The organism is Roseimicrobium sp. ORNL1 (assembly GCF_011044495.1).
Classification (GTDB): Bacteria; Verrucomicrobiota; Verrucomicrobiia; order Verrucomicrobiales; family Verrucomicrobiaceae; genus Roseimicrobium.
The window spans coordinates 2,693,769-2,708,145 of sequence record NZ_CP049143.1; the positions used below are offsets into that span (position 1 = coordinate 2,693,769).

12 protein-coding genes are annotated in these 14,377 nt (G+C 59.0%); 8 read left to right on the top strand and 4 right to left on the bottom strand.

Annotated features, from left to right (window positions below; all coding sequences use genetic code 11):
* The first annotated feature begins 350 nt into the window (after positions 1 to 350).
* The 6 genes from G5S37_RS10980 to G5S37_RS11005 all read left to right on the top strand — a co-directional run bounded on the left by G5S37_RS10980 (position 351) and on the right by G5S37_RS11005 (position 6,736).
* On the top strand, positions 351 to 1,334 hold the full coding sequence (locus G5S37_RS10980) for an SMI1/KNR4 family protein (RefSeq protein WP_165203662.1): 984 nt from the start codon (positions 351 to 353) through the stop codon (positions 1,332 to 1,334).
* Between the two features lie 360 nt (positions 1,335 to 1,694).
* On the top strand, positions 1,695 to 2,648 hold the full coding sequence (locus tag G5S37_RS10985; protein WP_165203664.1) for a cation diffusion facilitator family transporter: 954 nt from the start codon (positions 1,695 to 1,697) through the stop codon (positions 2,646 to 2,648).
* A gap of 588 nt (positions 2,649 to 3,236) precedes the next feature.
* Positions 3,237 to 3,629, top strand: coding sequence for a hypothetical protein (locus G5S37_RS10990; RefSeq protein WP_165203666.1), 393 nt, complete (start codon positions 3,237 to 3,239; stop codon positions 3,627 to 3,629).
* Positions 3,630 to 3,871: 242 nt separating this feature from the next.
* Positions 3,872 to 5,413 carry a N,N-dimethylformamidase beta subunit family domain-containing protein gene (locus G5S37_RS10995; RefSeq protein ID WP_165203668.1) on the top strand — a complete coding sequence of 514 codons (1,542 nt, stop codon included), beginning with the start codon at positions 3,872 to 3,874 and terminating at the stop codon, positions 5,411 to 5,413.
* A gap of 436 nt (positions 5,414 to 5,849) precedes the next feature.
* Positions 5,850 to 6,311 carry a hypothetical protein gene (locus G5S37_RS11000; RefSeq protein ID WP_165203670.1) on the top strand — a complete coding sequence of 154 codons (462 nt, stop codon included), beginning with the start codon at positions 5,850 to 5,852 and terminating at the stop codon, positions 6,309 to 6,311.
* A 110-nt stretch (positions 6,312 to 6,421) separates the two neighbouring features.
* The gene (locus G5S37_RS11005) at positions 6,422 to 6,736 is read left to right on the top strand and encodes a hypothetical protein (protein WP_206026390.1); all 315 of its coding nucleotides are present in this window, start codon (positions 6,422 to 6,424) and stop codon (positions 6,734 to 6,736) included.
* A 210-nt stretch (positions 6,737 to 6,946) separates the two neighbouring features.
* Here G5S37_RS11005 and G5S37_RS32270 read toward each other — a convergent pair whose 3' ends face one another.
* Positions 6,947 to 7,117 (bottom strand): hypothetical protein, encoded by a 171-nt coding sequence (locus G5S37_RS32270; RefSeq protein WP_206026391.1) that lies wholly within the window; start codon positions 7,115 to 7,117, stop codon positions 6,947 to 6,949.
* Between the two features lie 159 nt (positions 7,118 to 7,276).
* Here G5S37_RS32270 and G5S37_RS11010 point away from each other — a divergent pair, with 159 nt between their 5' ends.
* A complete protein-coding gene (locus G5S37_RS11010; protein ID WP_165203674.1) occupies positions 7,277 to 9,535 on the top strand; it encodes a sulfatase in 2,259 nt (752 codons plus the stop codon).
* Positions 9,536 to 10,846: 1,311 nt separating this feature from the next.
* Here G5S37_RS11010 and G5S37_RS11015 read toward each other — a convergent pair.
* The 3 genes from G5S37_RS11015 to G5S37_RS11025 form a co-directional block, all read right to left on the bottom strand.
* Positions 10,847 to 11,167 carry a hypothetical protein gene (locus G5S37_RS11015; protein ID WP_165203676.1) on the bottom strand — a complete coding sequence of 107 codons (321 nt, stop codon included), beginning with the start codon at positions 11,165 to 11,167 and terminating at the stop codon, positions 10,847 to 10,849.
* Between the two features lie 868 nt (positions 11,168 to 12,035).
* Positions 12,036 to 12,500: a hypothetical protein gene (locus tag G5S37_RS11020; RefSeq protein WP_165203678.1), complete on the bottom strand. Its 465-nt coding sequence runs from the start codon at positions 12,498 to 12,500 to the stop codon at positions 12,036 to 12,038.
* Between the two features lie 79 nt (positions 12,501 to 12,579).
* Positions 12,580 to 13,236, bottom strand: a complete 657-nt coding sequence (locus tag G5S37_RS11025; protein WP_165203680.1) for an HAD family hydrolase — start codon at positions 13,234 to 13,236, stop codon at positions 12,580 to 12,582.
* 185 nt (positions 13,237 to 13,421) lie between these two features.
* Between G5S37_RS11025 and G5S37_RS11030 the strand changes: the two genes are divergently transcribed.
* On the top strand, positions 13,422 to 14,021 hold the full coding sequence (locus tag G5S37_RS11030) for an NUDIX domain-containing protein (RefSeq protein WP_240914849.1): 600 nt from the start codon (positions 13,422 to 13,424) through the stop codon (positions 14,019 to 14,021).
* Positions 14,022 to 14,377: the final 356 nt, after the last annotated feature.

Here is a 14,377-nt window from a genome sequence, read left to right on the forward strand (position 1 = left end):
TAGTTTTATTTTTCCATCTGCTGCTCACCGTTCACTGCTTGCTGCTCGTGATTGGTACCAGCAGGGAGATAAAGCGGAGCGTGCCCAGTTATGGTACCAATTCGCTTTGCGTCTTGGAGTGCGGTGGCACAGGCCTCCCTTGAGGCCGCGACACCGCATTGAACGAAGGAATAGAGTCCTGATGCACCGCTGAACGTTCGTGGAACCCAGCATCCCAAGCTCGTCACCGCACTCCAAGACGCAACACGCTCCGTCATCTGCAATCGTCCATCATCATCACAGCAGCCATTTAGTTGAATCTGCGTGCACGCACCTCCGGCTACGTTAGAATCCAGGGTCGAAAAAAACCCATGGCCTCGCACGACCTCTCCCCCAAAGACGAGCGCAACCCGGAGAACCCGGAGGCGCTCGCAGAGGAAGATGTCGCCACCCTCGTGCGCCAGGGCGGGCATAGTGAGGGGCTTCGGACCATGCGCGGGTGTGGCGTTACCGCCCTGCTGTGGTTCGTGTGCATCGTCGGCGGCTATGTTTTCTTGAGATACCTTGAGGGCAGGAAAGAGGAACCAGGACTCTTGGCCGGTGTCATCGGTTGGACCGCTGGCATCTATGTGATCCTCATCGGTCCCGCCCTTGGCGTGCTCTATGCCATCGAATTGGTGGGCTACCTCAACTGGCGGAAGAAGAAAGGCGCTGCCAATATCTTCTGGCGCCTGTTCATCGGCTTCTGGCTGCTCGTGTTCGCTGCGCTGTTCCTGGGATTTGGCGGGGCTTCCATGTTTGTGAGTGTGCGCGAATTCGTGAAGTTCGAGGGATTGGCCAATACCGCCGCGGCGGTGGGAGGCGTCGCCCTGGGAGCCATGCTCTTCGGCGCTGGGGTGATTTTCGTACGGACCTGCTTCACAAGAAAAGGATTCTCCACCGAGGAACAGGACATCGCCGCCGCCGAAGCCGAGCTGCGAGCGTGGAAAAACCTCGACTTCGAGACCCTGGAATCCCAGCTCGGCTGCACCCTGCCCGCTGCCTACAAGGCCATGCTGCAACCCGGCAGCGAGTGGCATAGGAAGGAGTGGGCGATTCATCCCAAGGGACTCGACAATGATGAGGAGCTCTACCTCATCTTCGGCCTCCACCTGCCAGACCAGAATGCCATTCGCAGGCATCCCACCACCAGCGAGACCATGCTCTGCTTCGGCAGCGCCGAGGGACTCGAATACTGGATCCGCCCCGGTACGGAAGACCCACCGGTCTATGAGTGCGTCACCGACACCCTTCCCTTCGAAGCGACCGAGATCGCGCCGCATCTCTCCGTGTTTCTGGGCTGGCCGAAGGATTAGAGCGGGTGTGTTCGTGTGCAGTGGATTCAACACAGAGACACAGAGGAAACTTCGGAGACTGAAACTGAGAAAATCGGGATTGGTTCTTGGTTCTTGGTTAGTTCCGAGCCTGCATCATCCGGCACGTGAACTCGGACTTCGAATTCAGTCTTTCGCACTCGCATTCTCAGTCTCCGAAGTTCCTCTGCGTCTCTGTGTCTCTGTGTTGAATCCCACGCAGCATGCCCCACCCAGCACCCTCCTGCCGGCTTCCACCGCTCACACGCATCACATGCCACACCATAAACGATTCACTCTCGATCACACGTCCTGTCGCGTATCATGATATGAACATCGGCAGCTGAAAGCAGAGGTCCCCTCATGAGCCACGAACCTGAAACCCAGTCGCACGAGCAATCGCACGCTCACGCTCATGAGCCTTCGCAGTCCCACAGTCACTCTCATTCGCATTCACACACCCACGCCCTTTCCTCCAATCTCCTCACCGCCTTCCTCCTCAACCTCGCCTTCACCGGCATCGAGATCGCGGGTGGTCTTTGGACAAACAGCATCGCCATCCTGAGCGATGCGCTGCATGACGCGGGAGATTCCCTCACGCTCGCCCTCGCGCTCTATCTCCAGCGCCTTTCCGTGAAGAGCGCGGACGCACGCTTCACCTACGGCTACCGCCGTTTCTCCTCCCTCGGCGCGCTCATTTCCGGCGTGCTGCTCTCCGTGGGTGTGGGCTACATGGGCTGGCAGGCCGTGCATCGCCTGAGCAACCCGGAACCCGTGCACGCGCAGGGCATGATGATGCTCGCCGTCATCGGCGTGCTCTTCAATGGCGCGGCAGCATGGAAGCTGCGCCACAGCCATTCACTCAATGAGAAAGTCGCAGGCTGGCATCTGGTGGAGGACACCCTTGGTTGGATCGCCGTGCTCATCGGCAGTGCCATCATGACCGTGTGGGATGTGCCCATCATCGACCCGCTGCTCTCCCTGGCCATCTCCGTCTTCATCTTGTGGAATGTCATCCGCAATCTCCGCCAGGTCGCCATGGTCTTCCTGCAGCGCGCGCCGGCGGGGTTCGATGTCGCCGCATTCGAGCGCAGGCTGTGCGAATTCCCCGGCGTACTCAATGCGCACCTCACCCAGACCTGGACCGTCGATGGCGAGCATCATGTGCTCTCAACGCATCTCGTGATGCAGCCTGGCACCACGCGGGAGGAAATCGTGGAAGCCAAACGCCACGTGCACAGGCTGCTGAGGGAGCAGGACTTCGAGCACATCACGGTGGATGTGGAACTGGAAGGGGAGGATTGCTCGGCGGAGTGAGCAGTGCGACGGTAAGCGGTACGACAGTAAGCAGTGCGACGGTGGGACTGTCGGAGACGTGCGGTGTGATATGGTGTGGTTTAGCGTGATGGATTTGGTCGTAAGCAGCGAAAGCAGCAGAGCAGCAAAGAGGAAGAAGGGTGGGGGAGTGGAAGCTGGTGCCGGAGGCCTTGGACTGCGGCAGCCTGCTGCACGTTCCACTGCGACGAAGTCGCCAAGCTTTCCTGAGTGCGTTACCTTACGAGCGAGAGTCGCCATCGCCACAGCAGGCTGTGGACTCTAGAAAGCGGCAGCAGGCTGCACGCAGTCCAAGGACGCTGCGCGTCACAGCATCTGGATCATTCGTGTGTATTCTCCCTTCACAGTGATGCCACGCGCTTCTGTTCACCGGACGCAGCGCAGTTTTAGCCATTCTCCTCTTTGTTGCTCTGCTGCTTTCGCTGCTTTGCGTCTAAACCAATGCAGCCCGGTGCGCCCGACTGCAAGCCCTCGGCACCCTCGTGACACCTACCGACAGCTTATTTACGAAGTGACAGGGGAAACGAAGTTCAAGTAAGATGCCGCATCTAATTCCTCCCAAAAGCTGGCATGGCTCGCTTTCTCAATTTCCTTCTCGTTTCGGTCTTTCTGTTTTTCAGCGCGATGCTCGCCAGCTCCTACTTGGGTGGAGTCGCGGAGTCGCGTGAAAGGGCGACGCGTGAAAAGGCGATGCTGGAGTTCGCGCTCTTCATCAGTGACATGAGGCGGCGTGAACCAGGGCTTCCACTGGAGGAGATTTTCGAAATGCGGCCGTGGTGGGTTTCCATCCCCAAGGGCATCACCTGTCGCGTCCGTACGGAAGAGGAGCGCAAGCGAAACAATCAGGAGGCGGATGTGATCGTGGAGTGCCTCGACCATGGCAATTGGGTGGTGCTCAGCAATGGCCAGAGCGGACACTTTGGCCCCTCACGGCAACCCGCGGTTACCTCTCACGCGAAGTGAAGCGTGACAATGCCCCGGTGAGGACGCCGGCAATTTCATAAACATTGGCAGGTACGAATATCCTGCCAACCACTGCCACCCCCAATTCCTTTTCTCTCCTCTGTGGCTCTGTGTCTCTGCGTCTCCGTGTTGAAATCACGCAGCGCCGCCGCCGCCTACCGCTCACCCTCCCATCTTCCTCGCAAGGACTGCGACTTTTCTAACCTCACGCAAAGGCGGCCCGCTTTCTACGTACCTGTGCCATGAAGCCGAATCGTCGACGTTTCCTCAAGGCCACCTCCACCGGCGCCGTCGCGTCCGCCTTGTTGCGTGATGCTTCCCAACCGGTTGCTGCCGCAGAAGGCAAATCATCATCCGTCGCCACCTCTTCCAAGAAATCCAACCTCATCGCCCAGGAAAACGCGCGTGAAGGCTCGCTCGACTGGCAGCTCACTCGCGTGCGGCTGGATAGCACCGCAGGCTTCCGCTCCTCGTTCATCGAGGGCTATTGCTCAAAACAATCCGTCAAGGCCGGCGAATCCATCGACATCTTCGTCAGCACCAAACCCGCAGCGAAGTTCGAAATCGAAATCTTCCGCACCGGCTACTACGGCGGACGCGGCGCGCGGCTCATGACGAAGCTCGGCCCCTTCGAGGGGAAGACGCAAGAGACGCCTGCCATGGGAGAAAAACAATTGCACGAGTGCCGCTGGGAAGCCTGCACCTCGGTGAAGATTCCCGAGGACTGGGTGAGCGGCGTGTATCTCGGTCGCCTCACCACACGTCCGGAGAGCGGCCCGTACTGGCAGAGCTACGTCGTCTTCATCGTAAAGGACGACCGCCCCGCGGATATCCTCGTGCAGTGCAGTGATAACACCTGGCAGGCCTACAACCGCTGGCCGGATAAGTATTCCATCTACACGCATCCAAAAGGGAACCAGGGACCGTGGGCCGATGTCAGTTATGACCGCCCGTATGCGAAGTACGCGCAGATCTATGAGAACCCGCAATCCATCGGCTCCGGCGAGTGGCTCTGCTTTGAGTTCCCCATGGCCTACTGGCTGGAGCAGGAGGGTTATGATGTCACCTACTGCTCCAATGTGGACCTGCGCACGCCCGACCGCGCGCTGAAGTGCAAGGCCTTCCTCAGCGTGGGGCATGATGAGTACTGGCACATCGATCAATACAAGAGCGTCGTCGCCCTGCGCGATGCGGGTGTGAACGTGATGTTCTTCTCTGGAAACTCCGTCTGCTGGGTCACGCCATTGCGACCAGGCTTCGATGGACGTGAAAATCGCATCATGTTCCGCGGCGGTCCGTATGGTGGCGAGCACCAGTGGGCCGTCGAGCGTGCCAAGGATCATGGACCCTTCCCCGAGCGCGGCCCGGATGAAGGCTACCTCATGGGCTCACGAAACATCCGCCCCGTGAATGGCGGCGGCGACTGGATCTGTGAAAAGCCGGACCACTGGATCTTCAAAGGCACCGGCATGAAAAAAGGAGACGCCATCCCCGGCCTTATCGGCTGGGAGTATCACGGCGACCCACCGGCTATTGAAGGCCTCGAAGTCGTCGCTGCAGGCACCGCGTGGCAGGGCGGCACCAATCCCTCCAACTGGACCGCCACCATCTACCCCGGACCGAAGGGCAACTTCGTCTTCAATGCCTCCACCATCTTCTGGTGCCAGGGCCTCAGCCACCCTCCCGGCCACATGCTCCCCTGGTCCCACTGGAGCAGGCCTCATGGACCCGATGCCAGAGTGCAGCGCATCACGAAGAATCTGATGGATAAGGCGGTAGGGTAGGGGGACGGTAAGCGGTAAGCGGTAAGCGGTGCGACGGTGGCTCGTGGGTTTCCAGATGCATTGGTTGAAACGCAAAGCAGCAAAGCAACGAAGCAGCAAAGGGGAGCATGGTTAGAACTGCGCGCACGATGATCGCGCCGTTTACCAGGCATTCATCTTTTGTGTTTTTTGCGTCTTTTTGCGGCCATTCCTTCTCCTTTACCATCCTCCATCACATCGCATCATGCCCAAGGAGGGGGAACGCCTCGTCCCCCAACCCCTGATATTCTATCCACCCCGCCTCTCGCATGCAGCGCCGCATACTACCGGCAGCTCCACCCTTTTGTGTTCTTTGCGTTCTTTTGCGGCCATTCCTTCCCCTTCACCATCCCCCCTTGAGCCTTCTCTTGCTCCGCCCCCTGCCGCTGGGTATCCTCAGCTGCTAAAGCCGATATTCATGGAGGGAACCAAAGAAAGACCGGGCTGTGCGCTTGTGGCCGTCATCTTCGTGCTGACACTTGTGGGATTATACGTCGTGGGAACATTTCAGGAGATCGAAGCCGACTCCAAGCAAAACTATCTTGAGCGTGTCCCCATGCTCCAGTGGGCGGCATTCATCAACGAAACGAGACTGCGCAGACCAGACCTGGCACTGGAAGAGATCCTCAAGATGCCAGTGCCCTTTGCCATTCCGCCCCGCGTCACCAGCCGGGTGCTGACCCCGGAGGAGCGAGTCGAAGACAGCGACTGCCATTTTGTCGTCGAATGCCCTGTGCCAAGACCCTTCACGGTACTCAGCAACGGGAGCACGTTCTATGGGGTCATGGAAAAGAAGAAACCGAAGGGTCCGTGGAAGGACATCACCGTAGATGCGATCGACCTTACGGAACCGTCTTCTTCCAAAACAAACAAGAGGTAGACCATCCGCACGGCATCATCATGACGACACTTGGCAGGAAACCCGGACTTGGGCTTCGAGTGATGTTGTGCATCATCATAGTCCAGGTGTGCTTGTTTGCGTACTCCATCGTGAGCTGGCGGAAAGAGGAGGGTTCCTATCGCGCGAGCTACCGGCAGCATCTGGCGATGATCGAGTGGGCCGTGTTCATCAACGAGCAGAGACGCGAGCAGCCAGGCTGCACGTTGGAAGAGATCATTGAGATGCAGGGACCTTTTCGCATCCCCAGCTGGGCGAGATGCCGCATCCTCACCCCGGAAGAGCAGACTGGCTCCCGGAAGGGCTGCGCGTACGTCATCGAGTGTGCTGGGCCAAATCCCTTTGCCGTATTGAGCGACGGAACGGTCGAGGTCGGCCCCCTGCTTCTGAACGCGAGTGCGGAGTGAGTGGCGGCGCAAGTCTTCTGGCTTTTGAGTGCGGTGAGGCCTCCATCGCCTTGCGACGGTAGATGAGGATGCCACCCCAAGGAGCGGCGTGCTTTAGCCGCCGTTGAAACGTGGCCCCGTCTACAACGCCGAGTGACCGCGAACGCCTCTTTCAGCAGCCACAGGATTCTTGTCACATGATGGTGCGAAGTGCGGCGCAGGCCATGCCTTTCACCCTCCCACGGCGGCTAAAGCACGCCGCTCCTTGGGAGAGCGGCCCTTCGCCATGCGCCATGCGCTCTGCGAACCAAACTTGGCCCAGTCACGAGACGCATCGAGGGCACAAACCTTCTCCAGACGCACATCCGCGAAGCGGGACGGCCATTCCTTCCCCGGCACCATCCCCCGCACCCCGCGCCGCGTTCTTTCATCCCCCCCGCAAGTCACACTCCAAAACCAGCGTACATCCTACATGTCTGACAGGTTGCGGCTTTCCCTGATCGCGCTATGGTCTCCCTCCGCAGCCTCTCCTCCCAAGATTGCAGATCCCCCCACAATTCCATGCCACAAACTGAGCCTACTCCCGGGCAAGGACCTCTCACCAAGAAGACTCAGGAACTGAGCCGCCGCACGGTCTTCCGCTTCACGGTCTGCACCGTACTGGCCACCCTGGTGGGCTGGTATATCAATGCGCTGCTCACTTTCGCGGGGAATACCTACGGGTTCAACAATCGCTTCACGGAGGTCGCCGTCGGCCACCACTGGTTCTACCTCGTCTGGAGCAATGTGGAGGTGATGAAGGCCTACATCATCGTGGCCATCATCTTCACCGCCATCATCTATCCCATCATCCTCCTGTGGCGGAAGTGGCAGGTCTTTGGCCGCTGGGGGGTCATCTGGCGTGCGCTGGCCCTGTGCGGCGCGCTGTACGGCTTCTTTGTCTTCCGTCTCATGCTGAACAAGCCCTACTTCGGGAACTACAGCTACTTTGACCAGGGATGGAAAAAATTCGGCGACTGGTTTGGCGCGGCCATCCAGCAGGGCTTCGGCTTCTTCGTCCTGTACATCTTCCCCGCCATTGCGGTGCTGGTGTGCGGTCTCTTTTACCTCAATGAACTGCGCCGCTTCCTGAAGTCCCGCCCCGGGATGGTCCCCTGGCCGCTCGTGGGCCCGGTGGTCATTCTCATCGGCATGGTCGTCACAGGGTATGGCTTCATCAAGGATGACTCCAGGCACACTCCCGCGGTGGAGCAGGCCCCCAAGCCCAAGACCAAGCCGAAGAACATCCTCATCCTCGCCTCGGACTCCTTCCGTTCCGACCGCCTGTCGTGCAACGGCTACGGCCGCGTCACCTCACCGCACATCGACCGCATCGCCGCGGAGGGCATCACCTTCCGCAAGTGTTTCACACCCATCGCGTCCACCCTGGAGAGTCTCACGACCATGTTCTCCAGCCAGTACCCGCACACGCATGGCATCCAGCACATGTTCCCGAACAAGGAACAAGTGGCCAAGGCCAATGCCACCTCGCCCGGGCTCGGCACCATCCTGCGGAGCAAGGGCTATGACACTGCCGTCATCGGCGACTGGTGTGCCTGCGGGTTCAAGGAACTGCCCATGGGTTTCGAGGACGTCACCGTGTCTGACTTCGACAACTTCAAGGTCTACATGAGCGAGGTGGTCTACCTGCACCACCAGATCCTGCCCCTCTTCTTTGACAACCGTGCCGGCCACTGGCTCTTCCCCAAGCTCAAGTCCTTCGCGAACTTCATGACCCCCGATGTCGTGACCAACCAGGTCGTCGACCGCCTCCAGGAGCGGAAGGAAGATGAGAAGCCCTTCATCCTTTTCGCCTTCTACTCCTGCACCCACCTTCCCTACCGCACCCCGCGCCAGTATGCGGACATCTGGGCCGACCCCGCCTACAAGGGCGACCACAACTTCGAGCTGAAGCTCAATGTGGATGAATTCATCGGCAACGTGGACATCGGCAACAAGTGGGAGAAGCTGCCGAAGAAGGACGTGGAGCAAATCGATGCGCTCTATGACGGCTGCATCCGCATGTTCGACGATTGCGTGGGCCGCATCATGGCCGAGCTGGAAGCCTCCGGCCTGAAGGATGACACCATCGTGCTCATCACCGCCGACCACGGGGACGACCTCTTCGAGCCGAATGTCACCTTCGGCCACGGTCTCACCTTCAACGGCGGCGACCAGAGCAACAACATCCCCTTCGTCCTCCGCGTCCCCGGCGTGGAGAATCGCGGCCGTACCTCGGACAAGATCACCCGCAGCATCGACTTCGCGCCCACGCTGCTGGAGCTCACCGGCCACGCCCCCGAGCCCCGCTTCGAAGGGAAGAGCCTCGTGCCCTATATCAAGGGGAATGCCGACCTCTCCCTCGCCTGGTACGGAGAGACCAGCTACCTCTTCTTCCGCCGCAAGATTCCCGGCGAGGAGCCTCTCTACATCCCCGCGATGGATGAGACCACCACCATTGACCCCGAGTTCGACTTCCACTTTGTGCTGAAGGACAAGTACCAGGAGGACGTCATCCGTACGAAGGAGCGCGTGCTGCGCACCCAGCGCTTCAAGCTTGTCTATACCCCCGGTGTGAAAGGCCCCATCTTCCGCCTCTTTGACCTCGAAGAGGACAAGCACTGCGAACGTGACGTGAAGACGAAGTTCCCCGAAGTCTTCGACGCCATGAAGACCGCCCTCGTGAAATGGCGCGACCAGCACAAGGAAAGCACCATCACGGAAATCTTCGCCGGTGAGGATGAGTTTACGTTCAAGCCTGCGGCGACGGGGAAGAAGTAGGTCGAAGAGTTGATAGTCTTTGGTTGATGGTTGATAGCCTGAGGGGAGGGGATGCAATGATGCTTCCCTCAATTCCCTTTCCACTGCTGCGGTAGGTCGAGGCCTCTGGATGGAGTGTGTGTGGCTTCAGCAGGGGAATGGAGCACTAAAAACCGACTCGACGTACCAGTTCGCTTTGCGTCGTGGAGTGCGGTGGCAAAGGCCTCCCTTGAGGCCGCGACACCGCTTTGAGCGAAGGAAAAATGTTCTCACCGAGATGCCGCTCTGACAGGAACGAGGAACGGAAAACAAGAATCGCCTCAAGAGAACCGTCTCTATCGCAATCGCCCGGTATTGGAAAGCGAGGCGGTGAAGTCAGCGATAGCGCTCCGTTCAAAGCGGTGCTTCGCACACGCACTCCAAGGCGCTTCGCGCAAGGTGGTTCATCACAGAGCCGCTTCATCTTTCATTGCTCGTTCTTCTCACGAGACGTCCATGCATTCACCCACTCAAGGTGAATGACGCCCTTCCTGATATACCATCCTCCACCAACATCGTCGAAGCGATTTTCCCCAAGTCACCAGCGACGGTCCCCGGGACACAATCATCTCGTGAAACAGGACACGTCTCCTCCACGCACCACCTTGCGCGCAGCGCCTTGGAGTGCGTGTGCGAAGCACCGCTTTGACCGGAGGGAAACGGCGTGCAATGAGACGCTGCTTTGATAGGAACGGGAAACCGGAAACGAGAGGCGCCTCTGCTGCACATGCTCGGTGTCGGAGAGCGATGCGGATGAACTCAACGATCGCGCTCCGTTCAAAGCGGTGTCGCGGCCTCAAGGGAGGCCTTTGCCACCGCACTCCAAGACGCAAAGCGCTCCTTCTTCATGCCAGGTGAAAATGAGCCAGGCAGGATTACCAAAGAGCCTCTTCATCTTTTACTGCTCGTTCTTCTCACGGGACATTCACACCTGAGATCATAGAACACTCAAAGCCCCTCACACCACCCCTGATACACCATACTCCACCACATCGCCCCATGCCCAAGGAGGGGGAACGCCTCGTTCCCCGGCGCGGCCCCTGAGGTGACAGGAGTAAGCGTGATGCGGAGCGTGTGCGCGTTCCCAGCCGGGTATCTTTGCGTGGGGCGGAGATGACCGTGGATGGGGAGGGGGACGTGCGTCACCTGCAAAAGGCGGAGCGGGACTCACGTCAGGGGTTGGGGAACGAGGCGTTCCCCCTCCTTGGGCCTGCGGCAATCCCTCTGGGAAATTTCACACCGTTGCCAGCACGGGCCAAGCATGCAGCCTGGCACGCACTCTACCTCCCCCCCTCAAATCGCCGCAATCAACCACTCCCGCGCCACCTCACGTTCACGGTCACGGTCACGCCCACGCGCGCATCCACCATCGCGCTGCTCGCGCTCGCGCTCCTGTTGCAGCCGCTTCTGCCACTCCGTGTGCGCATAGCTCTTCAGCGAAACCCCGAAGCACAGGTGGAAGGCCCGCTCCAGATGCATCGGGGACATGCCGGCCACCGCGCATAGCGCCTCCATATCCGGCGGAAATACCGCGTCCTCGGATATCGCCCAGGCCACCTGCTCCACAGCTTCCTCCTGCCAGGGCGAGAGTTCTTCCGGCTCGCACCAAGCCATTCCTGCTGAAGTTATCGCTGACGCCCACGTTGATCCCGCCGCCGCCGCTACCGATGTTGATGAAAATGCTGACAACCCCATGTTAATTCACTCCCCATTTAAAAGTTCGTAACCTCATGCATCTTGCAAATCTAAAGCAGATTGCACGAAGTTTTTGCAACCAACCACCAGACGCGAGCTGAAGTACTCACGCCATCCCTGTTGTTGTTGCTCCGTACAACGATACCCACACATGCCTTCCGCCATTTCACCCTGCTTCGACGAGGGTTGCGCCCCGTGCATTCACGGAGTCCAGATTTTCAGTCATGGCGCAACGACATTCGCTGAATATTTAGCGAAAACTACGAAATGTGACTAGCTAATTCTGCACGATCCTCCACTTTTTTGTGCAGCCAGTGACCGGGCCGCTTTCCGGAGCCCTGGTGTGGTGTCACGCAAGTTTGTTCAATGATAAGATGACCCAGGCTGCGGCTACAGGTTTTGGCAACTCCTACGCCGAAGGCGTTGCACATGCATAGCCCGGGGTCAGCCCGCGAAGCGGGCGCCACCCCGGGACGGCATCATAATTCATGAACGCCGAAGGTGTTCCACAAACACGGTCCATCCCTGCGCCATGTTGTCCCGCCTAAACGGCTGTTTGTAGAACACCTTCGGCGTTCGATTCGTTTCCGACCGCTACCCAAGGTGGCGCTTGCTTCGCAAGCTGACCCTTGGGCTGGACAATGTGCAACGCCTTCGGCGTAAGAACTCATTCGGTTTTTAAGCATACATGGACCGGTTCCTTGCCATCCGAGAGACATCAGAGTTATTCAAGGAACCTACGTGACACCACACAAGCGAATTGCTCATGGAAAACTGCTCGCTCCAACTATCCAACATCGTTCCCTGCTTCCCTACGTTGTTCTTCTCCTGCAGCCTTATCTCTCTCAGCCAATTCACGCTTTAATTCGCTCTTAAGCTTTGCAACGTCGGTGAATCTGAATGGCTTTAAGTTAATCACAACGCTTTCCTTATTTAGAAGTCCCAAAACCAGGCTACGCGAGCTTTGATGTACAGCGTCCACCTCGTCCAGCATCACCTCAATAGTTTTGAAGAAGCCATTGTGATATACCAAGACGCCACACCTCAGATCAATTCGAAGATTGTTCAGCCAAAGCCAAATTCCACTCGCTATTGCAATCGGAATTAAGGAAGCAATCCAAGCGTCAGTTTGTGGACGTTCAAAGGCAACGAAGCCTCCGAAAAGTGCTAATCCAACCCATGGGCCGCACAACATCACATAGCTTTTGCGGTCAACACGTAGCTCAGTAACGTTGTGCGAGGCGCTTTTCATAGTGTAGGAGGGTGGATAGGTTTTGAACTCGAAGATCCTCTCGGACGCTAGGGACCATCAAATCTCAAATCCGCATCCCTCAGCACACCCCGGTCACCAGGCAGATCAGGTCATCCGGGTGCGCCACAATCTCGCGCGCGCCCTTCGCCTTCAGCTCGGCCTCACCGCGGAATCCCCAGCGCACGCCCACGGGCAGCATGCCGGCATTCACCGCGAGCTCCATGTCGATGCCCGAGTCGCCCACATAGGCGCACTCACCCGGGGTCACCCCGAGGATTTCGCAGATGTCAAAAGCACCCTGCGGATGCGGCTTGCGTGGCACATTCGAGCGCGCACCAAAGACTGCTTCGAACCCCGCGTCTGGGAAGAAGTGTGAACAGCACAGCTTGGTGAAATGGTCCGGCTTGTTGGAGAGCACGGCCAGCTTCATGCCCCGCTCCTTCAGGTCTGAGAGTGTCTCGCGGATGCCGGTGTAGGGGACGGTCGCGTCCTTCCACACGTCATTGTAGTGCCGCTGATACTCCGCCACCCGGGCATCGATGTCCTCCGTGGCGAGCACCTCAGGCGGCAGCGCCCGCTCCACGAGGGGCCGCACGCCATCCCCGATGTACCGGGGAAAGGCCGTCAGCGGCGCCCGGGGATACCCCCGCTCAATCAGCATGCGGTTCACCGCCTCAGCGATGTCTGCCAGGGAATCAATCAGAGTGCCGTCGAGGTCAAAGATGAACGCTTTCATGATGGGGTTTGTCGTTCTCCACGAAGCCCAAAGGAGAGCCTCTGCCAAGTGAAAAAAGGTACCCCTCCGGCCCATCCTGTGCTTGAGAAAGCGCCGGAAATCGGGTGGCCAAAAACTTAAGAGGTCTTGACAAACCCGGTTGCAAATTCTCAAAAATGGAAGAAATTTTTAAAGGCCCGTCCTTCATGCCTGTTCCCCCTCAAGACGTTACGATGGCGCAGCCCGTTTCCAGTGAAGGAAATGCGGGTGGGGGAGTCGTCCCTGCACCGGTCCCCACGCCCGTGACTGCAGGAGCAGCAGGAGCCACCGGCAGCGTCACGCCCGTACCAGCCCCCGTGCTCTACCGGCCGAACGTCGCCGCCATCATGCTGAACATGGAGAACAACATCCTCGTGGCCCAGCGCGCGGGGTTGAAGGGCGCCTGGCAATTCCCGCAGGGCGGGGTGGACATGGGAGAGGGCTGGGACGATGCCTTCTTCCGCGAAGTGGAGGAGGAAATCGGACTCAAGCCGGAGAACATCCAGATCCTCGACCGCAAGGGCGGCTACCGCTATGAGTTCCCCAAGGGCCGGCTGAAGTACGGCGTCTACGGCGGGCAGGAGCAAGTGTACTACCTCTGCCGCTTCCTCGGCCGTGACACAGACATCAATCTGAACACTGCCCACCGTGAGTTTGACAAGTGGAAGTGGATCAAGCCGGAGAAGTTTGACATGGACTGGGTGCCCCGATTCAAGCGCGAGGTCTACCGCCATGTCTTCCGCGACTTCTTCGGCATGGAGAAGTGACCGCAGACGTAACGAGTCCGTGTGACGGTGAACCCAACACAGCGCGAGCAGCAGGGAGTGGGGTGCCTCCGCTCTCTTCATATCCCTGCATGAACTCTGGCTCACCAACCTCCATGACAGCGCCTCAGGCCCAGGGAGGGGGAACGCCTCGTTCTTCAGCCCTTGAGGTGACATGCGCGGGCGCGTACGACATGGAATGCCCCGGTGCCACCCGTCGTAGCATGCGGAAGGCGGTGCGAGTTTGGCGTCAGGGGTTCGGGGACGAGGCGTCCCCGCTCCTTGATCGATCGCCGCGCCAGATCATCCGCGCGGTAGCCGAATCACCATTCCTGATACACCATCGTCCATCACGTGGT

Bases quoted from the DNA above. Each gene is read 5' to 3' on its own strand.
- G5S37_RS11000 (WP_165203670.1), top strand. From the start codon at position 5,850: ATGGAGGGAACCAAAGAAAGACCGGGCTGTGCGCTTGTGGCCGTCATC.
- G5S37_RS10995 (WP_165203668.1), top strand. From the start codon at position 3,872: ATGAAGCCGAATCGTCGACGTTTCCTCAAGGCCACCTCCACCGGCGCC.
- G5S37_RS11015 (WP_165203676.1), bottom strand. From the start codon at position 11,167: ATGGCTTGGTGCGAGCCGGAAGAACTCTCGCCCTGGCAGGAGGAAGCT.
- G5S37_RS10990 (WP_165203666.1), top strand. From the start codon at position 3,237: ATGGCTCGCTTTCTCAATTTCCTTCTCGTTTCGGTCTTTCTGTTTTTC.
- G5S37_RS32270 (WP_206026391.1), bottom strand. From the start codon at position 7,117: ATGGTGCCGGGGAAGGAATGGCCGTCCCGCTTCGCGGATGTGCGTCTG.
- G5S37_RS11010 (WP_165203674.1), top strand. From the start codon at position 7,277: ATGCCACAAACTGAGCCTACTCCCGGGCAAGGACCTCTCACCAAGAAG.
- G5S37_RS11025 (WP_165203680.1), bottom strand. From the start codon at position 13,236: ATGAAAGCGTTCATCTTTGACCTCGACGGCACTCTGATTGATTCCCTG.
- G5S37_RS11020 (WP_165203678.1), bottom strand. From the start codon at position 12,500: ATGAAAAGCGCCTCGCACAACGTTACTGAGCTACGTGTTGACCGCAAA.
- G5S37_RS11030 (WP_240914849.1), top strand. From the start codon at position 13,422: ATGCCTGTTCCCCCTCAAGACGTTACGATGGCGCAGCCCGTTTCCAGT.
- G5S37_RS10980 (WP_165203662.1), top strand. From the start codon at position 351: ATGGCCTCGCACGACCTCTCCCCCAAAGACGAGCGCAACCCGGAGAAC.
- G5S37_RS10985 (WP_165203664.1), top strand. From the start codon at position 1,695: ATGAGCCACGAACCTGAAACCCAGTCGCACGAGCAATCGCACGCTCAC.